Source organism: Massilia orientalis (assembly GCF_030411975.2).
GTDB classification, from domain to species: Bacteria; Pseudomonadota; Gammaproteobacteria; order Burkholderiales; family Burkholderiaceae_D; genus Telluria; species Telluria orientalis.
This window is the reverse complement of sequence record NZ_JASNRB020000006.1, coordinates 379,867-398,475: the sequence shown is the minus strand read 5'-3', so window position 1 is coordinate 398,475 and position 18,609 is coordinate 379,867. Positions and strand designations below refer to the sequence as shown.

Below are 18,609 nucleotides of genomic sequence, written 5' to 3'. Positions count from 1 at the left end.
TTTACCTTCACTCATTCGCTGTCATCCTTTCGCGGACGACAGCTTAAACCACCGTCTCAAATTCGGGGTCCACTATACTCCGCCCAGCGCTGGCAGGCATTGGTACGTCACATCGTCAACAAAATTCTTGACGCAGATAGGCCTCCGACCTTCGTCACGGCCACGCTGGCGCCCAGCCAACAGAGGAATCCAGGATAAATTGCGGCTGACGGAAGCGGCCCGCTTATTGTCCGAAAATAGCGGCGCCGCGATCTTGGAGATTGCGTATTCCGTTGGTTATGCCAATGCTTCCTGCTTCAATAAGCTGTTCAAAGAAGAATATGGCTGCACCCCGAAATTGTTTCGATCGATTTCGGCGCAACAATCAGTGCCCGCCTTGGATTTCCCGGCGAAGCCAGCCGCGCACTCGCCGCCCTGACCCTCGTGCACTCCTGACAGTACCAATCGCAATTTCTACAGTTTTATATAGGTTTCGCCTCTATCGTTAGATTCTCTTGGCGCCTCTACGTATGCTCGGGCTGTCGGTCGACGTCCGTCGTCGAGAAAACGCACCGAAAAAAGCGCACTGAATTGTATTTCATATATGTGCCGCCGCTCTGCCCGCGAAAGAAGCCTCGCAAGCAGAGCGGCTACCGCGCCTCGCTCCGCTACCAGTTCCAGGGAGCGGCGGGGCGGCCCAGGGAGCGGGCCGCCCCCACCTTCGGCGCGATGTTCGGACCACCTCGATGAGGTGGGGTGGTCCGTGCCCGCGCAATCATCGATTCGGACTTGTGCGCCGCCGATGGCGGCGGATTGTGAGTTTGAGAATAACAACAAGGGAGATGTATATGCAATTGAAGAAAATGACGGTCTGCTTGGCGGCGGGCTTGCTGATGTCGTTCGGCGCCACGGCTGAGAATTATCACTGGGACAACGTCGCGATGGGCGGAGGCGGTTTCGTCTCGGGCATCGTGGCCAGCAAGAGCGAACGCGGTGTGGTGTACGCACGCACCGATGTGGGCGGCGCCTACCGCTACGACAGCCGGAACGGCCGCTGGGTGGCATTGACGGACTGGATCTCCGAAAGCGACAACGGCCTGATGGGCGTGGAATCGCTGGCGATCGACCCGCGCAACGCGGCCATCGTGTACATGCTGGCCGGCACCGATTACGCCAGCAGCGGCAAGACGGCGATCCTGCGCTCGACCGATTACGGCAAGACTTTCACGGTGACCGACGTGACGGCGCAGTTCAAGACCCACGGCAACGGCATGGGCCGCTCGAACGGCGAGCGCCTGCAGGTCGACCCGGGTTCGAGCAATGTGCTGTTCGTCGGCACCCGCCACAACGGCCTGTTCAAGAGCGTCGATTCGGGCACCACCTGGACCCATGTCGATGGCTTGAATGTGACCGAGACGGACAACGGCAACGGCATCAGCTTCGTGCTGCTCGACCCGGCAAGCGTCAGCCAGGGCGTGGCCAAGCGCATCTATGTCGGCGTGTCGCGTTACGGCTCGGTGGGACCGAACCTGTATCTCAGCAAGGACGGCGGCGTCACCTTCGCCCCGGTCGCCGGCGCGCCGGGCGGCCTGATGCCCCAGCGCGCGGCCATCACCAACAAGGGCCGCCTGTACCTGACCTACGCTAACGGCGCCGGGCCACACCCGCAGTCCGTAAGCGAGCCGATGAACACCGGCGCGATCTGGGAGTACAACACCATCGGCGGCGCCTGGACCAATGTCACGCCGGCTAACAGGACCCATCCGTTCGGCGGCATCAGCGTCGACCCGGCCAATCCGAAACACCTGATCGCCTCCAGCGCGAACACCTATTGGACCCAGTCCACGCAGCCTAGCTACACGTATGGCGACCGCATCTACACTTCGCTCGACGCAGGCCGCAGCTGGACCGACTTGATGGACGGCGGCGGCATCACGATCGACGCCAATGGCGCCGACTGGGTCCACTCATCGATGATCCACTGGGCTGGCTCGATCGAGTTCGACCCGTTCGACACGAAGAGCGCGTGGGTCATATCGGGTAACGGCGTGTACAGGAGCAGCAACATCGACGCGCCCAATAGCGTCTGGAAGTTCGATGTGCACGGCATGGAAGAGACCGGCGTGTACGCCGCCGAAAGCATCCCGGGCGGACCGCTGGTAACCGCCATTGGCGACTACGACGGTTTCATCCAGGACGATCCATCCCAGTACGGTCCGCGCCACACCCCGTCGATGGGCTCGACCACCGGTCTTGCGATAGCGCCACTGGCCACGAACGTGATGGCGCGGGTGGGCAGCGAGCTGTACACCTCGACCAATACGGGGGGCAGCTGGGAAAAGGCGCCGTCGATGATGGCTTCGCGCGGCAACGTGGCCCTGTCGGCCGACGGTTTCGTGCTGCTGCATAGCCCGGAAAATTCGACCACCATCTACCGCTCGACCGATGCCGGTGGCAGCTGGACCGCAGTAGCCGGCCTGTCCGTCAACAACGCGCGGCCGATCGCCGATGGCGTCAACCCGGCCAAATTCTATGTCTACGACAGCGACACCGGCAAAGTGATGGTCAGCACCGATGGCGGCGTCTCGTTCAGCGCCCAGGCCGTGCTGGGCAGCGGCGGCTCGACCTTCCTGCGCGCCACCCCTGGCATCGAGGGCGACCTCTGGGTGTGCCTGGGCAGGAGCCTGAACCACTCGACCGACTCGGGCGCCACCTTCACCCAGCTTGCGGGAGTCGCTACTTGCGGCGGTGTGGGCCTGGGCAAGGCGGCGCCGGATGCCTCCTACCCGACGCTCTATATGTGGGGGTCGGTCGGGACGGCGCGCGGCTTGCTGCGTTCCACCGACAAGGGCGTCAGCTGGGTCCGTGTCAATGACGATGCGCACCAGTATGGCGGCGCCGGCCGCTTGGTCACCGGCGATATGAACACCTACGGCACGGTCTACATGAGCACCAATGGCCGCGGCCTCGCCTACGGCAAGATCGACCCGGCCGGCGACGTCGAGGTGGTGCCGCAAGTGTATGTGGCGCCGCCCAAACCGGCCGAATGCAAGTACCTCGTGACCAACAATTGGTGGGGCGGCGGCATCGCCGAAGTGGACATCACCAACAAGGGCACGGACGTCATCCGCGGCTGGACGGTGAGCTGGACCTACGCCGACAAGTCTACGGTGGGCGACTACTGGAACGGAACCGTCACGGGCACCACGCCGACCTTCAACGCGACTCCCACCGACTGGAACCACGACATCTATCCGGGCCAGACCGCCTCGGTCGGCTTCGTGTTCGGCAACGAGTCGACCGAGAACCCCGTCTCGACGCCAGTCGTGACCGGCGACGTCTGCAAATAATCATCCCAAAGGTATTGTCATGAAAAAAATTCTTACATTCATCGCCAGCCTGGTGCTGGCAGGCGCCGCCCAAGCCGCTCCGATCGGTTTCGAGGACGTGGCCACCGGCGGCGACTTCGCCAGCTTGAGCGATCTGAACCCGTACGCCGGCCTGAACTGGAGCTCCGACTGGTTCGCCGGCGACACCAGCATCGACGGCTACGCCAACGGCGCCCATTCCGGCTCGAACTTCGCCGTCAATGGCTTCGGCGACAACCTGATGAGCGTCAGCAGCGCGTCCGGCTTTAACTTTGCCGGCGCCTGGTTCGCCACGCCGGCAGGCGTTGGCGAGAAGGCTGGCTGGATCAATATCAGCGCCTACGACGCCGCCAACCACCTGATTGGCAGCACCGGCAATTTCGCCATCGGCGACGATTACACGTGGCTGTCCGCGGGCTTTAGCGACGTGGCGCTGTTGAACATTACCAGCGACAGCGGCTGGTATGCGATGGACGACTTCACCACCGCCGCCGCCGCCGCGACGGTGCCCGAGCCCGGCACCCAATTGATGCTGGGGATCGGCCTGCTGGCGCTGGTAGCGGGCCGGCGCAGGTCTTCACTCTGAGATCGCGCATCCCGGCTTTCACACACTTGTGCTCGGGGAGCACACAGAATTCGGAAAAAATCGGGCGCTAAGATAAATTAGGCCGGTTTGATCCGCGTGCGCAGCAGACTGCCGGCCGCATTCTCCTCAAAGCGGCTTGCCTCCTCGATATATCCTTGCGTCGTCCTGTCATGGCGCCAGCCGCCTTGCTTCTTGATGTCGCGGAAGTAGGCGCCGGCGCGGTGCGCGCTGGTGGCCATGCCGCGCCGCAGACAGGCCATCCCGGTCGTTCACCTTGTAAAGCTTGTCCTGTGGTTTGAGATTGCGGAGTTTGTATCGGTCAGCATGGCGTCTGTTCATCAAGGGCTAGAAATGCCATGATCGAAAAGCGCATCATATTTTCATATAAAGCCTTGAATTTAAAGCCTTTATAGAAAACTGATACCATGACAGAACCCGTACGCATCGCATGGTATCGACTGCCGATCATGGCATCGTTGCGAGATCATACCATTAAGAATGCCATGAAAAAACATTGCTTAACCATGCTAATCGTTCCCAGACAGGTGCCAGATAAAATAACAAAAAATCCCGAAAAATCAAGGGCTTAGGTTTTGTTTACTGTCTATCACTGCCAGCAGTTGCTAGACATCAAATCATTCCCACTCAATCGTCGCCGGCGGTTTCCCGGAAATATCGTACACAACGCGATTGATGCCCCGCACCTCGTTGATGATGCGATTGGAGACTTTACCGAGCAGTTCATGCGGCAGATGCGCCCACTGTGCCGTCATGAAGTCCAGCGTCTGCACCGCACGCAGCGCGACGACGTATTCATAGGTGCGGCCGTCGCCCATCACGCCCACCGATTTCACCGGCAGGAACACGGCGAACGCCTGCGACGTCGCTTCGTACCAGTTGGTCGGCGCCTTGCCGGCGTCGATGCCCGGCACGTGCGGCACTTCGAACGGGGTCTTGCGCAGCTCTTCGATGAAGATCGCGTCCGCTTCGCGCAGCAGGTCGGCGAATTCGCGCTTCACTTCGCCGAGAATACGCACACCGAGGCCCGGGCCCGGGAACGGGTGACGGTAGACCATGTCGTGCGGCAGGCCCAGGGCGACGCCCAGCTTGCGCACCTCATCCTTGAACAGTTCGCGCAGCGGTTCCAGCAACTTGAGGTTCAGCGTTTCCGGCAGGCCGCCCACGTTGTGGTGGCTCTTGATCGTCTGGCCCTTCTTGCCCTTGCCGGCCGATTCGATCACGTCCGGGTAGATCGTGCCCTGCGCCAGCCAGCGCGCGGCCGTCAGCTGCTTGGCCTGTTCCTGGAACACTTCGACGAATTCGCGGCCGATGATCTTGCGCTTCTGCTCCGGATCGTTGACGCCGGCCAGGTGGCCCATGAACTGGTCGGATGCGTCGATGCGCAGCACCTTCACGCCGAGGTTCTTCGAGAACATGTCCATGACCATCTTGCCCTCGTCCTTGCGGAGCAGGCCGTGGTCGACGAAGACGCAGGTCAGCTGGTCGCCGATGGCGCGGTGGATCAGCGCGGCGGCCACGCTCGAGTCGACGCCGCCCGACAGGCCCAGGATCACTTCATCGCTGCCGACTTGCGCGCGGATCTTCTCGACGGCCTCGCTGATGTAGTCCGGCATGTTCCAGTCGCTCTTGCAGCCGCAGATCTCGTGCACGAAGCGGCCGATGATGGCTTCGCCCTGCGTCGTGTGCGTGACCTCCGGGTGGAATTGCAGCGCGTAGAAGCCGCGCTCCTCGTCGGCCATGGCGGCGATCGGGCAGCTCGGCGTCGAACCCATCAGCTTGAAGCCCTGCGGCATGTCGAGGACCTTGTCGCCGTGGCTCATCCAGACCTTCAGCATGCCGTGGCCTTCGTCCGTGACGAAGTCGTTGATGCCGTTCAGCAGTTTCGTATGGCCGCGGGCGCGCACCTCGGCGTAGCCGAATTCGCGGACTTTGCCGTTCTCGACCTTGCCGCCCAGTTGCGCGGCCATCGTCTGCATGCCGTAGCAGATGCCCAGCACGGGCACGCCCAGTTCGAACACGGCCTGCGGGGCGCGCGGCGAATCGCCTTCCAGCGTGGAGTTGTGGCTGCCGGACAGGATCACGCCCGAGGCGCCGTAGTTGCGGACGAAATCGTCGCCGATGTCGTAGGGATAGACCTCGGAGAACACGCCGGCGTCGCGCACGCGGCGGGCGATCAGTTGGGTGACCTGGGAACCGAAGTCGAGGATGAGGATTTTCGAGTGCATGTAATTTGACGTTGTATGCAAAAACGCGGCCCGCAGGCCGCGTTGAAGGAACTTATTCGGTACGGTAGTTCGGCGCTTCTTTGGTGATCTGCACGTCGTGCACGTGCGATTCACGCATGCCGGCCGACGTGATCTCGACGAACTCCGCCTTCTCGCGCAGTTCTTCGATCGTCGCGCAACCGCAGTAGCCCATCGACTGGCGCACGCCGCCGACCAGCTGGTAGATGATCGCCAGCACGCTGCCCTTGTAGGCGACGCGGCCTTCGATGCCTTCCGGCACGAACTTGTCGGCCTTGCTCGACGCTTCCTGGAAGTAGCGGTCGGCGGAACCTTCGGCCATCGCGCCCAGCGAACCCATGCCGCGGTAGCCCTTGTAGCTGCGGCCCTGGTACAGGATCACTTCGCCCGGCGCTTCTTCCGTGCCGGCGAACATCGAACCCATCATGACGGTGTGCGCGCCGGCGGCCAGCGCCTTCGAGATGTCGCCCGAGTAGCGGATGCCGCCGTCGGCGATGCACGGCACGCCCGTGCCGGCCAGCGCTTCGGCCACATTCGAGATCGCGGTGATCTGCGGCACGCCCACGCCGGCCACGATACGCGTCGTGCAGATGGAGCCCGGGCCGATGCCGACTTTCACTGCATCGGCGCCCGCTTCCACCAGCGCGCGTGCGGCGGCGGCCGTCGCGATGTTGCCGCCGATGACGTCCACGTGCGGGTACGTCGTCTTGATCCATTTCACGCGGTCGAGGATGCCTTGCGAGTGGCCGTGCGCCGTGTCGACCACCAGCACGTCGACGCCGGCTTTCACCAGCAGGTCCACGCGTTCCTTGTCCTTGTCGCCCACGCCGACGGCCGCGCCGACGATCAGCTTGCCCTGCGCATCCTTCGACGCGTTCGGGTGTTCGTGCGACTTCAGGATGTCCTTGACGGTGATGAGGCCGCGCAGTTCGAACTCGTCGTTGACGACCAGCACGCGTTCCAGGCGGAACTTGTTCATCAGGCGCTTGGCCTCGTCCGTGCCGGCGTCTTCCTTGACGTACACGAGCTTGTCGCGCGGGGTCATCTTGGCGCGCGCCTCGGCGTCCAGGTCCTCTTCGAAACGCAGGTCACGGTTGGTGATGATGCCGACCACCTGCTTGCCCTCCACCACCGGGAACCCGCTGATGCCATGCTGCTGGGCCAGGGCCAGAACTTCGCGGATCTTCATCGTCGGCGGAATCGTGATCGGGTCGCGCAGCACGCCGGCTTCGAAACGCTTCACACGCGCCACTTCGCGCGCCTGGTCGGCCGGTCGCAGGTTCTTGTGGATGATGCCGATACCACCTTCCTGGGCCATCGCGATCGCGAGGCGGGCTTCGGTCACGGTGTCCATGGCGGCGGAAAGCAGCGGAATGTTCAGCGAGATATTCCGGGTCAGCTTGGTGCGCAGTGACGTGTTGGCCGGGAGGACGTTGGAGTAGGCCGGGACGAGCAGCACGTCATCGAACGTGAGTGCTTTCTGGAGGAGACGCATAGTTTATTTCCTATAGGCGCAAAAGCGAATTATACAGAAACTCCAGGAAAACGTCGCAAGCTTGGCAAAAAACGACTGAAATCACCCATAACCGGCGATTGACAGTGGCCGTCCGGCATGGCGAAATCGGACCATGAACCGTTACTCTCTCCTGCTGCTGGCGGCCGTCGCCGTGTCCGCGCCCGCCCTCGCCCAGTACTCCTGGATCGACGACCACGGCATCCGCGTGTTTTCGGACCGCCCGCCGCCGCCCGGCACGCCGCCGTCGCGCATCCTGAAAACGCCGCGCGGCGCGGCGTCGACCGAGGCCACGCCAGCCGAGGCCACCAGGCCCACGGCCCCCACCCTGGCCGACCGCGACGCCGACTTCCGCAAGCGTGCGGCCGAGCGCGAAGCGGACGAGCGCAAGGCCACGCAGGACGCGCAGCGCAAGGCCGACAACGACGCGCAATGCGCCGCGGCCCGCCGCAGCGAGGTCGTGCTGACATCGGGCGTGCGCATCGCGGACATGGACGACAAGGGGGAGCGCGTCTTCGTGACGGACGAAGAAAAGGCGCGCCGGCTGGTGCAGGTCCGGCGCGTGCTGGCCGGATGCCGTTGACGCGTCAGGCAGCCGCCTGCTTCTTGGCCGCGCGCTTGCGCCGCGAATCCTTCGGGTCGGCCACGAGCGGGCGATAGATTTCCACGCGGTCACGGTCGCGCAGCGCGGTCTCCAGCGTCTTCTTCTTGCCGTAGATGCCCACCGGCTGAGTCACGAGATTGATATCCGGGAACGCCGCCAGCACGCCGCTCTGCTCGATCGCCTGCCCGACCGTCGTGCCGGGTGCGACACGCAGCGGCCGGATGAACTCGTTCTGCGGCAGCGCGTACATGACGTAGACTTGCAATTCCGCCTGCTCAGCCATAGATCACCTCGGCACGCTTGCAGAACGAATCGACCATCGTGTTGGCGATCATGCCGAACACGGGTCCGACAAGCTGTTCGAGGATAATGCTCGAGAACTCGTACTGCATGTCGAAGTCGATCTTGCAGGCGTCGGCGCGCAGGGGCTTGAAGCTCCACGTGGCCTCCAGCATCTTGAAAGGGCCGTCGACGAGATGCATCTTCATCTGGCCCGGACGCTGGTTGTGATTCGATGTGGTGAAGCTCTGCTTGACCCCGTGGAAGTTGATTTGCAGGCAGGCCACCAGCTTCTCGTCGCTGTGTTCGAGCACTTTGACGCCGCTACACCAGGGAAGGAATTTCGGATAGTCCTCGACTTTTGCGACCAGATCGAACATCTGTTCCGCGCTGTACCCGAGGAAAACTGATTTGTGCACTACTGCCATTGGTCAACCGTTTGTTATGATGTTGGTTACGTTGCGTCGCGCTCGACATTTCAGAAGCGCGACGACGGTAGTTTAACCGACGCGCGGAAATTAGCGATTTCATGAGTATTATTGACAATAAAAAAGCCTTTTTCGACTACTTCATCGAGGACCGCTACGAGGCCGGCCTCGTACTGGAAGGGTGGGAAGTGAAGGCGATCCGCGACGGCCGCGTGCAGATCAAGGAAGCGTACGTCGTCGTGCGCAACGGCGAACTGTACCTGTTCGGCGCGCACATCAGCGCCCTCACGACCGCCTCCGCCTGGAGCCATCCGGAAGCCCTGCGCACGCGCAAGCTGTTGCTGCACAAGGCCGAGATCGACAAGCTGGTCGGCAAGGTCGAGCGGTCCGGCTACACCCTCGTCCCGCTCAACCTGCACTTCAAGGGCGGCCGTGTGAAATGCGAAGTCGGCCTCGCCAAGGGCAAGAAACAGCACGACAAGCGCGACACGGAGAAAGACCGCGACGCCAAGCGCGAGGTCGAGAAGGCGATGAAGCAGCATCGCCGCTGAGGCTGGCGCCGCGTGGCGCCGGCGCCAGGCCCACGCGTGCGTGCATTAGTAGGTCCGCCTGATATTGACGTTCGGCTCTGGCGTCGCGTCTACCCCGATCGATGTATCGTCGTCGGTCTTCAAGCGGCGGTCGTGCGACTTGTCCCGCATGATTTCGTTCTGCTCCTCACGCTTCTGCGCCTCATACCCTTTTTGCGCTTCTCTTTGGTTCCGGTCCTGTTCCTGCTGAGAGTAGGTTCTTTCATCCTTTGGAAAAATGTCGATTTTCGATCCGGACTGGGTCGATCCGGAGTCGCTGGATCCAGACTGGGCTGAATCGGAATCCGGTGATCCAGACTGGGCCGGTTCGGACTGAGCCGGCTCGGATTGCGTACCTGATTCTGTCTGTGCGTTTGCAACACCCATCATTGCGAGCGACAAGACGAACACACCCCGTTTTTCGAGCATCATGACGTCCTCCAGTGATTGACCCGAATTAGACAGGCGCCGGTAATCCGCGTTCCTGACGGTGTCCTGGCCTGCGATCACGGCCTTGAAAGGCCATCATGTCGTCGATATCGGAGCAGGTACGAGGGTTTGCCAGGCGCTCTTCAGTGCGGCGTTGCCTCCGGCATGGCCGACGAATGGTGGCTCGTGATCAGCCATTTCCCGCCTTCCCACCGATACGTGAACGTGTAGCGGGCATGAACCACCTGCCCCGTCGCGCCGAACGTGAACGTGTACAGGCCGGCGTCCACCGCCGTGTCGCAGGCGATGTCGACGAAGCGCAGGTCGATGACGCCGGACGGCCGGCTCTCCAGGAAGTGCCTGAAGTAGTCTTCCTTGTCGGCCGGCGTCAGGCGCGGCCCGTTCGACACGGTCGGCAACAGGATCGAACGTTCAGCGTAATTGGCAACGACCTGGTGCGGATCGCCCGTCTTGAGCGATGCGTTCCAGCGGTCGAACAGATCGCGGTTGGGATGCCGAGTCCAAAGACCCTGGACGCAAGCGTCTGGCGTGCGCAGACACGCATTGGATGCTCCTTTCGGCGACCATGCCGGTGCATGACAACCGTTGGACAGCACCGATGCTGATCCGTTCCGCGCCCGCGCAGGGCTTTACCGATAACTCTGCAATTCCCGCGATCCCGTCACCAGCGAGCCCGCGGCCGGCGTACCGCCGCTGTAGGCGATTGCCCGCACCATCTTGAGGGTGCGCGTGTCGCCGCCGGACGCATCGCGCCAACGCGTGGCGCTTTCCGTCCGCGTGATGCCGTTGACGGTCCAGGTCGTCGTCGACACGAACTTGTAGGCGCTGAAGGTGCCCGCGGCGATCGTGATCGTCTCGATGCCGGACAGCGTGCCGCTCTGGGTGTAAGTCACACCGGTGCCGCCGTTGCAGGTCTCGGTGTATCGCGTGGCCCAGCCGGCGCCGACGGCCAGCGTTGCCGGTGCTCCCTGGTTGCCCTGGTACGTGCAGTGCGTGACGGCCGGGCCGTTATCGATCGTCATCGCGGCCACCTGCCCGGCCGCGTCGTACTGGAAGTCCGTCGGGTACAGGGTCTGGTCGACCGCGCCGGACACGACGCGGTTGTGCGATGGATCTTCTTCGTGCACGGCGAACGTGCCATCGGCATCGACCGCCGTGACGTCGTCGTCCGCCGTGCGGTTCAACGTGTTGTCCAGGGTGTCGGCCAGCTGGTCGGCATAGACGAGATGTGCGCCCGCTTTCGGCGGCACGAAACGGTAAGTGACCGTTGCCGCCGCCTGCGCCGCGGCGCCGCTGCTACTTCCTCCGCCCCCGCAGGCGCTCAACAGCGTCGCCGCAACCAGACCCGCCAATATCGTTCGCTGCATCGTTCCCTCATTCCACCAAGTCGAATGAGGGATTATTGCCGTGATGATCCCGCCTGGCCACTTACTAATTGGTAACGTTCGTCAGGCCGCCGCCACGCGCTCCCGCGCCATCGCATTGCCCAGCCGGCACGCGCAGAAGCTGGCCACGAGCCCCACCGCCACGCCGCACGCGAGCTTGAAGGCGCTGTCGAACAGCAGCGGCGCGACGAGGCCGGACACGAGCGCGAACGACATCATCTGGATGAACGCCAGCATCGACGACGCGAGGCCGCGGTTGTCGGGGAACAGTCCGAGCGCACTCACCTGGATCGCGGGCATCGCGACGGCGAGACCGAACGTGTAGACCATCAGCGGCAGCACGGCCCACGGGATCGTCACCGTGCCGCCGGCGGCCGCCGTGTAGCCGACGTTCAGCACGCACGCGAGGAGCATCGTGCCGAAGCCGATGGCGCGCATGCGCGGCGCCGGGATGCGCGCGGCGCGCTTGCCGCCCCACGCGGAGCCGATCACCATGCCGCTGATCAGCGGGATGAACATCCACGCGAACGCCGTCTCGGGCAGGTGCAGGATCTCCATCACGAAGTTGGCGGCGGAGCCGATGTACAGCGACAGCCCGCCGAACGCGAGGCCCACGGACAGCGACAGCAGCACGAATTGCGGATGCCCCAGCACCTTCAGGTAGTTGCGCGCGATGGCCACGCCGTGGAACGCGTGGCGCTTCTCGCGCGGCAGGCTCTCGGGCAGCAGCTTCCAGGTCGCGAGCAGCATGACGGTGCCGAACAGCGCGAGGAACACGAAGGTCGCGCGCCAGCCGAATGTCACGTGCAGCCAGCCGCCCAGCACCGGCGCGATCGCGGGCGCGAGGCCGAACACCATCATGATGTGCGACATGATGCGCTGGGCCTCGGCGCCCGTGAAGCGGTCCTGCACGATGGCCTGGCCGATGACGGAGCCGGCGCCCGCCGACATGCCCTGCAGCGCGCGGAACAGCAGCAGCCAGCCGAACGTGGGCGCGAGCGCGGCGCCCGCGGAGGCCAGCGTGTAGACCGTCAGCGCGACCATGATCACGGGACGGCGGCCGAACGAATCGGACAGCGTCCCGTAGAACAGCATCATGAACGCGAACATGAAGAGAAAGACCGACAGCGTCTGCTGCACGGCCACGGGGCCGACGTCGAATGCCCGGCCGATGGCGGGAATCGACGGCAGATAGGTGTCGATGGCGAGGGCGCCGACCATGCCGAGGCAGGCGAGGATGACGGTGAGGAGTCTTTGCATATGCATGCCTTGAATAAAACATCGGCTCTGCAGGATGCGAGCGTCCGAAGGACGAAATTGTAGCGGGATTTACATCAACCGTGCAGCGCGCCGCCGTTCACGAGGCGGCGCGCCGGAACACCGAGGGCACGCAGGCGCAGCCAGTGCCGCCTGCGCGCACGCGATCAGTCAGGATGGTACAGCGACATGCCGAAACGCTCGGTGCGCGGCATCCAGTTGCCCTGGTAGTCGGCCGAGACGAGCACGCGTTCGGCGCGGCCCACGAGCAGCTTGCGCGGCACGAGGCCGATCACGCGCGAGTCGGCGCTGTTGTCGCGGTTATCGCCCAGCATCAGATATTCGCCCCGCGGCACCGTGACGGGACCGAAGGTGCGCGGCGCCAGCACGTCCGGCATGATCTGGATGTGGCGCGGTCCGCGCGCGGCCTTGCCGCCCCACGTCTCGGCCAGCTGCAGCGCGCGCATCGCGGTGCCGCCGACGGAGTCGAGCGAGTGTTCGACGACGCGGTAGTCGGCACCCTTCCCGTTGATGTACAAACGTTCGTTGCGCATCTCGACGACGTCGCCCGGCAGCGCGACGACGCGCTTGATCAAGAGGGTGTTGTCGCGCGGGGAGCGGAACGTGACGATGTCGCCGCGCTGCGGCTCGCCCAGGTGCGCGAGCACGACGTTCGTCAGCGGCACCTTGAGGTCGAACGCGAGGCGGTTCACGAGCACCACGTCGCCTTCCAGCAGGTTCGGATGCATCGACGCGGACGGGATCGGGTTCCAGTCCGCGACCGCCGTGCGGAACACGCCGAACAGGACGAGAAACGCCAGAAAGCCCTTGTTGTTGCGCGCCCAGTTCTTCATTCAGGTCTCCCGCTCGTGGAATGTTCTTGTCGCTCTGCCGATGTTATACGCGCCTTGCCTTAACCGAGAATTAAGCCGCCCGTATGCATGCGCGCCGCGTCACCTGGATTTCGTGCGGAAGAAGCGCCACGCCTCGTCGGCGGTGTCGACGTCGTGATTCATGGGGCCGAGGATTTTCTTCAACAGCCAGGGCAGCTCCTCCTCCGTCGAGGCGCTGATATGGCCGCCGCCGTCGACGCGCAGGAACTCGACCTGCACGCCGGCAGGGTCCGGGCCCCACACCATGCGCGTGGCCGTCGTCGGGTCGTCGGTGCGCAGATGCGGGAAGCGGAAGGTGGCCGGCGCGTCGGACAGGCCGTCCGCCTGCCGCCATGCCGCCACCGTCGCCTCCGCGCCGAGGCCCGAGCCGCGCCCGCGCGTGAGCCAGTTGCCGACCTCGCCCCCGCCGTACGGCGCGATCGGATCGCCCGTCCCGTGCAGGATGAACACGGAGACCGGCCGGGCCGGCGCCGCGCAGCGGCTCCTGGCCGGCATCAGGGCGCTCTGCACGCCGATGGCCGCGAGGCGCGGCGCGAGTTCGATGCCGAGCCGGTACGCCATGCCGCCGCCGTTCGAAAAGCCGAACACGTAGACGCGGCGCGGATCGACCTTGAAGTCCGTCACGGCCTTGTCGATCAGCGCGCCGATGAAGCCGACGTCGTCGGTCGTGGCATTGGTCGCGGCATCGCCGCGGCAGTCGTTCCATGCGACCTTGCCGTCGCTGCCTTTCACGCCCTCCGGTGCGATCAGGAGCAGGTGCTCGCGTTCGGCCAGCTTCGCCCAGTCGCGCGGCGTGTAGCCGCCGAAGCTTGCGCGGCCGAGGACCGCGGCCGCCGCTTCGCCGTGGCCATGCAGCAGGATCACGACGGGACGCTTGCCCGGCGCGTCCGGCGCGCCCGGGTCGAGCACGAGGTAGCGGCGCTCGCCTTCCGGCCGCGCCAGCGTGTGCGCCGCGTACTCGGCGGCATGCGCCGCCGTTGCGGTGATCAGCGCAATGCATGCCGCCAGCCGTGGAATCGAACCTGCCATCTGCCACCTCCTCGTCGAATCGGAACGGCGATGGTCGCACGGGCCGGCGCGGCCGTCACCTCGCCGGATCGACAGGTCGCGCGGGGCGGAACGCGTACCAGGCCCCGACCAGCACCGGCAGCGCCAGCGCGGCCGCGGCGATCACGTCCCACACGCCGTCTTCCAGCAGCCCGGCGACGAGGCCGAACACCGTCGCCGCGCCCAGCAGCAGCGGCATGCCCCACAGGCGGCGAAACGACGCCGTCATCGCACCTCTCCTTCACGTGCGAGCGCGGGCGCGACGTCCGCCTGCGCGCGTGCGGTCCGCGCCGCCGCGCGCCCGCGCCGCAGCCACAGATACAGGCCGCTGCCCAGCACGACGATCGTCGCCACGTCCAGCAAGGCCCACACGAATTTCATGCCGGCGCCGCCGTAGTCGCCGAAGTGCAGCGGCTGCGACAGCAGCAAGGTCTTGAGGTACCACGGCAGCTCCCTGCGGTCCGTCACGGCGGCCGTCTGCGCGTCGACCAGCACCGGCTGGTACAGGCGCGACGTCAGCGCCGCGTCGCCATGCATGTACACGCCGTAGTGGTGCGGGGTCGCGAACGGCGTGCCGGGGAACGCGATGAAGCCGACGCGCATGCCCGGCGCCACCGCTTCCGCATGGCGCACCGAGGTCGCCATCGACGCCAGCGTCGCGGGCGCGGCCTGCCCCGCGTACGACTTCGTCATCTCGGCGATCTCCGTGACCTGCCACACCTTCAGCAACACGTCGGCCAGCGTGTTCACGACACCCGTCGCGCCCACAACGAGCGCCCATGCGAGCGTGACGATGCCCAGCAGGTTATGCAGGTCGAGCCATTTCAGGCGCGCCGTGCGGCCCTGGCGGACGGTCCCGAATTCCAGCTTGCGCATGAACGGCGCGTACAGCACGACGCCGGACACGATGGCCACCAGCAGCAGCAGACCCATGAAACCGAGGAACAGCTTGCCCAGGATAGGATGACCCCACTGGCCCGCGAACAGGTCGACGTGCAGGTGGAAGAGGAATTGCATCACGCCGCCGCCCTCGATCGGCGGCTCGCCGGCGAATTGCGCGGTGCGCGCGTCGATGGCGATGCTCTTGAAGTCCGGGTCGTTCGCGTGGGCGCCCATCGTCAGGAACCACAGCGACGGTTCGTCCGGCTCCTGCGACATGTACATCATGACCTTGTCCGGATAGCGCGCGTGGCCGGCCGCGATCACGCGGTCGAGGCTCGCCGGCGCCTGCGGGGCCGCCAGCCGCGGCGCTTCGATGTCGTTGCCGAGCAGGTGGCCGATCTCGTGGCGATAGATCAGCGGCAGGCCCGTCAGGCACAGCAGCAGCATGAAGACAGTGCAAACGAGGCTGCTCCAGGTGTGGATCCAGGACCAGCGGCGGAGGTATGCGGGAGACATGGGAAGGATTGTTGCGGCTGAGCCTAGATAATAATAGTTCTCATTTACGAATGCAAGAACGCTCCGTATAATGAGAATTATTCTCATTAATCAAACAATATTGCCATGAAGCGCGTACCGTTCCCCCGCACCCTCCTCACGCCGATCGCCCTCGGCGCCCTCCTCCTCGCCGCCTCCGCCTCGGCCCAGACGGCTGACGACAACATCGCCACGGTCGTCGTCACCGCGTCCGCCGACGCGTCGGCGCAGGGCCTGCCGTCCGCCTATGCCGGCGGCCAGGTGGCGCGCGGCGGGCGTCTCGGCCTGCTGGGGAACGTGGACATCATGGACGCGCCGTTCAACGCCACCAATTACACGCACGCGCTGATCCAGGACCAGCAGGCACGCAGCGTCGCGGACGTCGTGCAGAACGACCCGTCCGTGCGCGTGGCGCGCGGCTTCGGCAACTACCAGGAGCTGTACGTGATCCGCGGCTTCGCGGTGAACTCGGACGACCTCGCGTATAACGGTTTATACGGTTTATTGCCGCGCCAGTTCGTGGCCAGCGAACTGCTGGAGCGCGTGGAAGTGCTGCGCGGCGCGAACAGCTTCATCAACGGCGCGGCGCCGGGCGGCGGCGGCATCGGCGGCATGATCAACCTGCTGCCCAAGCGCGCGCCGAACGCCCCGCTGAATGAAGTGACGGTCGGCGTCGAATCGGGCGGCCAGGCTTACGTCGCGGCCGACGTGGCGCGCCGCTTCGGCCCGAACAACCGCGCCGGCATCCGCGTCAACGCCGTCCGCCGCGACGGCGACACGGCCGTCGACCGCGAGCAGCGCGAACTGTCCGTATTCTCCGTCGGCCTGGACTACCGCGGCGACAACTACCGCGTGTCGGCGGACGTCGGCTACCAGGATCATCGACTGCGCAACGGCCGCCCCAGCGTGACCGTGGGTGCCGGCCTCGCGATCCCGGCCGCGCCGGATGCGGACAGCAACTTCGCCCAGCCGTGGACGCACTCGAACGAACGCGACACGTTCGGCACGCTGCGCGGCGAAGTCGACCTGGCGCCGCATGTCGTCGCATGGGCGGCGCTGGGGGCGCGCGAAGGCCGCGAATCGAACGTGATCTCGTCGCCGACGACGACCGGCAACGACGGCGGCACCGTGATGACGCGCTTCGACAACGAGCGCAAGGACAACGTGCGCACGGGCGAGATCGGCGTGCGCGGCGACTTCGCGACCGGCGCCGTCAAGCACACGGTCAGCGCCACCGCGTCCGCGTTCGAATCGAAGTCGGACAATGCGTATGCGTTCGGCGACTTCGCCGGCTGGCGCTCGAACCTGGTCCACCCTGTCGACGTCGCGGCGCCGGCCGCCAATGCCTTCGTCGGCGGCGCGCTCGCGAATCCGCTGCTGACCGCCAAAAGCATCCTGTCCAGCTATGCGGTGGCGGACACGCTGTCCTTCCTGGACGACACCGTGCGCGTCACGGCCGGCGTGCGCCACCAGCGCATCAAGGCCTACGGCTACGACTACAACACGGGCGCGCAGAACAGCGCATACGACGAAAGCGCCAACACGCCGGTCGCGGGCATCGTCTACAAGCCCTTGAAGAACGTGTCGATCTACGCGAACTACATCGAGGCGCTGCAGCAGGGCCCGACCGCAGCGGGCGTCAACGTCATCAACCAGGGCCAGATCTTCGCGCCATACACGTCGCGCCAGAAGGAAGTGGGCGTGAAGTACGACAGCGGCAAGCTGGGGATGAGCGCCGCGCTGTTCTCGACGGCGCAGCCGCTGGGCTATATCGAGAACGGCGTGTTCGGTGTATTCGGCGAACAGCGCAACCAGGGCCTGGAACTGTCCGTGTTCGGCCTGCCGATGCACGGCCTGCGCGTGCTCGGCGGCCTCACGCTGCTGGACGCCGAACAGCGCCGCACGGCGGGCGCAATCAACGAGGGCAAGGACGCGATCGGCGTGCCCGGCACGCAGCTGAACCTCGGCGCCGACTGGGACGTGCCGCAGGTGGCCGGCCTGTCGCTGAACGCGCGCGCCGTTTACACGTCGCACCAGTACGCGGATGCGGCCAACACGCAGAAGCTGCCGTCGTGGACGCGCCTCGACCTCGGCGCCACGTATGCGACACGCGTGCTCGATCGCGACGTGACCGTGCGGGCGCGCGTGGACAATGCGTTCGGGCGGCATTACTGGGCGTCGGCGGGCGGTTATCCGGGCTACGGCTATCTGGTGCTCGGCGCGCCGCGCACGTTCACCGTGTCGGCGACGGTCGACCTCTAAGCCAGGCCGACGTGGATGGCCATGCCCACCCCCGTGGCGACCGTGAAGGCGACGACCGCCACGCCGAGCCAGCGCGACCCGCGGAACCCGCGCGCATCGCTGTCGCCGCGGTACCATAAAAAGCCCAGGTAGCTGACGGCGCCGCCGACGACGGGGTGCAGCTGCGCGGCGGCGTCGGCATGGCCGGCATCGAGCAGGCCCGTGCCGGCCATCGGGACCATGATCCACAACACGGCACGCCGGTGACTCATCGCGGCTCCTTGCGCCGCGGCGAATCCGTCAGCGCGATTCGATGACGTCGGACAGCTT

Annotated in this window: 20 protein-coding genes; 6 read left to right on the top strand and 14 right to left on the bottom strand. The window is 65.2% G+C overall.

The genetic code is table 11. From position 1 onward, the window contains the following. The 3 genes from QPK29_RS12320 to QPK29_RS12310 all read left to right on the top strand — a co-directional run. A partial coding sequence (locus QPK29_RS12320; protein WP_400189762.1) for a helix-turn-helix domain-containing protein occupies positions 1–418 on the top strand: 418 nt, incomplete at its 5' end. Positions 419–827: 409 nt separating this feature from the next. Then, positions 828–3,329, top strand: a complete 2,502-nt coding sequence (locus QPK29_RS12315; protein WP_371768425.1) for a cellulose binding domain-containing protein — start codon at positions 828–830, stop codon at positions 3,327–3,329. Between the two features lie 19 nt (positions 3,330–3,348). After that, on the top strand, positions 3,349–3,933 hold the full coding sequence (locus QPK29_RS12310) for a PEP-CTERM sorting domain-containing protein (protein ID WP_371768424.1): 585 nt from the start codon (positions 3,349–3,351) through the stop codon (positions 3,931–3,933). A gap of 77 nt (positions 3,934–4,010) precedes the next feature. Here QPK29_RS12310 and QPK29_RS12305 read toward each other — a convergent pair whose 3' ends face one another. From QPK29_RS12305 to guaB, 3 genes are all read right to left on the bottom strand, one after another. Further along, positions 4,011–4,172 carry a site-specific integrase gene (locus QPK29_RS12305; RefSeq protein WP_371768439.1) on the bottom strand — a complete coding sequence of 54 codons (162 nt, stop codon included), beginning with the start codon at positions 4,170–4,172 and terminating at the stop codon, positions 4,011–4,013. Between the two features lie 396 nt (positions 4,173–4,568). Next, a complete protein-coding gene (gene guaA / locus QPK29_RS12295) occupies positions 4,569–6,179 on the bottom strand; it encodes a glutamine-hydrolyzing GMP synthase (protein WP_371768423.1) in 1,611 nt (536 codons plus the stop codon). Positions 6,180–6,231: 52 nt separating this feature from the next. Next, complete coding sequence (guaB, locus tag QPK29_RS12290) at positions 6,232–7,692, bottom strand: IMP dehydrogenase (protein ID WP_056135180.1); 1,461 nt, start codon at positions 7,690–7,692, stop codon at positions 6,232–6,234. Between the two features lie 133 nt (positions 7,693–7,825). Between guaB and QPK29_RS12285 the strand changes: the two genes are divergently transcribed. Continuing rightward, positions 7,826–8,293: a DUF4124 domain-containing protein gene (locus QPK29_RS12285; RefSeq protein WP_371768422.1), complete on the top strand. Its 468-nt coding sequence runs from the start codon at positions 7,826–7,828 to the stop codon at positions 8,291–8,293. Positions 8,294–8,297: 4 nt separating this feature from the next. On the opposite strand, the gene QPK29_RS12280 is transcribed toward QPK29_RS12285, so the two are convergent. Together QPK29_RS12280 and QPK29_RS12275 are read right to left on the bottom strand one after the other, a co-directional pair. Next, complete coding sequence (locus tag QPK29_RS12280) at positions 8,298–8,597, bottom strand: RnfH family protein (protein ID WP_056135185.1); 300 nt, start codon at positions 8,595–8,597, stop codon at positions 8,298–8,300. Then, a complete protein-coding gene (locus QPK29_RS12275; protein ID WP_056135187.1) occupies positions 8,590–9,021 on the bottom strand; it encodes a type II toxin-antitoxin system RatA family toxin in 432 nt (143 codons plus the stop codon). Before QPK29_RS12275 ends, QPK29_RS12280 begins: the two co-directional genes overlap by 8 nt. A gap of 101 nt (positions 9,022–9,122) precedes the next feature. Between QPK29_RS12275 and smpB the strand changes: the two genes are divergently transcribed. Continuing rightward, a complete protein-coding gene (gene smpB, locus QPK29_RS12270; protein WP_036228601.1) occupies positions 9,123–9,572 on the top strand; it encodes an SsrA-binding protein SmpB in 450 nt (149 codons plus the stop codon). Between the two features lie 45 nt (positions 9,573–9,617). On the opposite strand, the gene QPK29_RS12265 is transcribed toward smpB, so the two are convergent. The 8 genes from QPK29_RS12265 to QPK29_RS12230 form a co-directional block, all read right to left on the bottom strand. Continuing rightward, a complete protein-coding gene (locus QPK29_RS12265; RefSeq protein ID WP_371768421.1) occupies positions 9,618–10,022 on the bottom strand; it encodes a hypothetical protein in 405 nt (134 codons plus the stop codon). 140 nt (positions 10,023–10,162) lie between these two features. Then, positions 10,163–10,576: a nuclear transport factor 2 family protein gene (locus QPK29_RS12260; RefSeq protein WP_371768438.1), complete on the bottom strand. Its 414-nt coding sequence runs from the start codon at positions 10,574–10,576 to the stop codon at positions 10,163–10,165. A gap of 93 nt (positions 10,577–10,669) precedes the next feature. Beyond that, a complete protein-coding gene (locus QPK29_RS12255; protein ID WP_371768420.1) occupies positions 10,670–11,407 on the bottom strand; it encodes a hypothetical protein in 738 nt (245 codons plus the stop codon). Positions 11,408–11,488: 81 nt separating this feature from the next. Continuing rightward, positions 11,489–12,685 carry a multidrug effflux MFS transporter gene (locus QPK29_RS12250; protein WP_371768437.1) on the bottom strand — a complete coding sequence of 399 codons (1,197 nt, stop codon included), beginning with the start codon at positions 12,683–12,685 and terminating at the stop codon, positions 11,489–11,491. A gap of 164 nt (positions 12,686–12,849) precedes the next feature. Further along, positions 12,850–13,536, bottom strand: coding sequence for a signal peptidase I (gene lepB, locus QPK29_RS12245; protein WP_371768419.1), 687 nt, complete (start codon positions 13,534–13,536; stop codon positions 12,850–12,852). A gap of 99 nt (positions 13,537–13,635) precedes the next feature. After that, positions 13,636–14,604 (bottom strand): alpha/beta hydrolase family esterase, encoded by a 969-nt coding sequence (locus tag QPK29_RS12240; protein WP_371768418.1) that lies wholly within the window; start codon positions 14,602–14,604, stop codon positions 13,636–13,638. Between the two features lie 55 nt (positions 14,605–14,659). Further along, positions 14,660–14,851, bottom strand: a complete 192-nt coding sequence (locus QPK29_RS12235; protein WP_056135200.1) for a hypothetical protein — start codon at positions 14,849–14,851, stop codon at positions 14,660–14,662. Further along, positions 14,848–16,020, bottom strand: a complete 1,173-nt coding sequence (locus QPK29_RS12230) for a PepSY-associated TM helix domain-containing protein (RefSeq protein ID WP_371768417.1) — start codon at positions 16,018–16,020, stop codon at positions 14,848–14,850. Before QPK29_RS12230 ends, QPK29_RS12235 begins: the two co-directional genes overlap by 4 nt. Positions 16,021–16,125: 105 nt before the next feature. On the opposite strand from QPK29_RS12230, the gene QPK29_RS12225 reads away from it, so the two are divergent. Continuing rightward, complete coding sequence (locus QPK29_RS12225) at positions 16,126–18,300, top strand: TonB-dependent receptor (RefSeq protein ID WP_371768416.1); 2,175 nt, start codon at positions 16,126–16,128, stop codon at positions 18,298–18,300. Here QPK29_RS12225 and QPK29_RS12220 read toward each other — a convergent pair. Beyond that, positions 18,297–18,551 (bottom strand): hypothetical protein, encoded by a 255-nt coding sequence (locus tag QPK29_RS12220; protein WP_371768415.1) that lies wholly within the window; start codon positions 18,549–18,551, stop codon positions 18,297–18,299. The two genes, QPK29_RS12225 and QPK29_RS12220, sit on opposite strands and share 4 nt — an antisense overlap. Positions 18,552–18,609: the final 58 nt, after the last annotated feature.

Excerpts from the sequence above, each read along its gene's own strand:
- QPK29_RS12240 (WP_371768418.1), bottom strand. The coding sequence starts at position 14,604 with ATGGCAGGTTCGATTCCACGGCTGGCGGCATGCATTGCGCTGATCACC.
- QPK29_RS12305 (WP_371768439.1), bottom strand. The coding sequence starts at position 4,172 with ATGGCCACCAGCGCGCACCGCGCCGGCGCCTACTTCCGCGACATCAAG.
- QPK29_RS12275 (WP_056135187.1), bottom strand. The coding sequence starts at position 9,021 with ATGGCAGTAGTGCACAAATCAGTTTTCCTCGGGTACAGCGCGGAACAG.
- QPK29_RS12310 (WP_371768424.1), top strand. The coding sequence starts at position 3,349 with ATGAAAAAAATTCTTACATTCATCGCCAGCCTGGTGCTGGCAGGCGCC.
- QPK29_RS12285 (WP_371768422.1), top strand. The coding sequence starts at position 7,826 with ATGAACCGTTACTCTCTCCTGCTGCTGGCGGCCGTCGCCGTGTCCGCG.
- QPK29_RS12315 (WP_371768425.1), top strand. The coding sequence starts at position 828 with ATGCAATTGAAGAAAATGACGGTCTGCTTGGCGGCGGGCTTGCTGATG.
- QPK29_RS12230 (WP_371768417.1), bottom strand. The coding sequence starts at position 16,020 with ATGTCTCCCGCATACCTCCGCCGCTGGTCCTGGATCCACACCTGGAGC.
- QPK29_RS12280 (WP_056135185.1), bottom strand. The coding sequence starts at position 8,597 with ATGGCTGAGCAGGCGGAATTGCAAGTCTACGTCATGTACGCGCTGCCG.
- smpB (WP_036228601.1), top strand. The coding sequence starts at position 9,123 with ATGAGTATTATTGACAATAAAAAAGCCTTTTTCGACTACTTCATCGAG.
- QPK29_RS12225 (WP_371768416.1), top strand. The coding sequence starts at position 16,126 with ATGAAGCGCGTACCGTTCCCCCGCACCCTCCTCACGCCGATCGCCCTC.
- guaB (WP_056135180.1), bottom strand. The coding sequence starts at position 7,692 with ATGCGTCTCCTCCAGAAAGCACTCACGTTCGATGACGTGCTGCTCGTC.
- guaA (WP_371768423.1), bottom strand. The coding sequence starts at position 6,179 with ATGCACTCGAAAATCCTCATCCTCGACTTCGGTTCCCAGGTCACCCAA.
- QPK29_RS12250 (WP_371768437.1), bottom strand. The coding sequence starts at position 12,685 with ATGCAAAGACTCCTCACCGTCATCCTCGCCTGCCTCGGCATGGTCGGC.
- QPK29_RS12220 (WP_371768415.1), bottom strand. The coding sequence starts at position 18,551 with ATGAGTCACCGGCGTGCCGTGTTGTGGATCATGGTCCCGATGGCCGGC.
- QPK29_RS12265 (WP_371768421.1), bottom strand. The coding sequence starts at position 10,022 with ATGATGCTCGAAAAACGGGGTGTGTTCGTCTTGTCGCTCGCAATGATG.
- QPK29_RS12235 (WP_056135200.1), bottom strand. The coding sequence starts at position 14,851 with ATGACGGCGTCGTTTCGCCGCCTGTGGGGCATGCCGCTGCTGCTGGGC.
- QPK29_RS12255 (WP_371768420.1), bottom strand. The coding sequence starts at position 11,407 with ATGCAGCGAACGATATTGGCGGGTCTGGTTGCGGCGACGCTGTTGAGC.
- lepB (WP_371768419.1), bottom strand. The coding sequence starts at position 13,536 with ATGAAGAACTGGGCGCGCAACAACAAGGGCTTTCTGGCGTTTCTCGTC.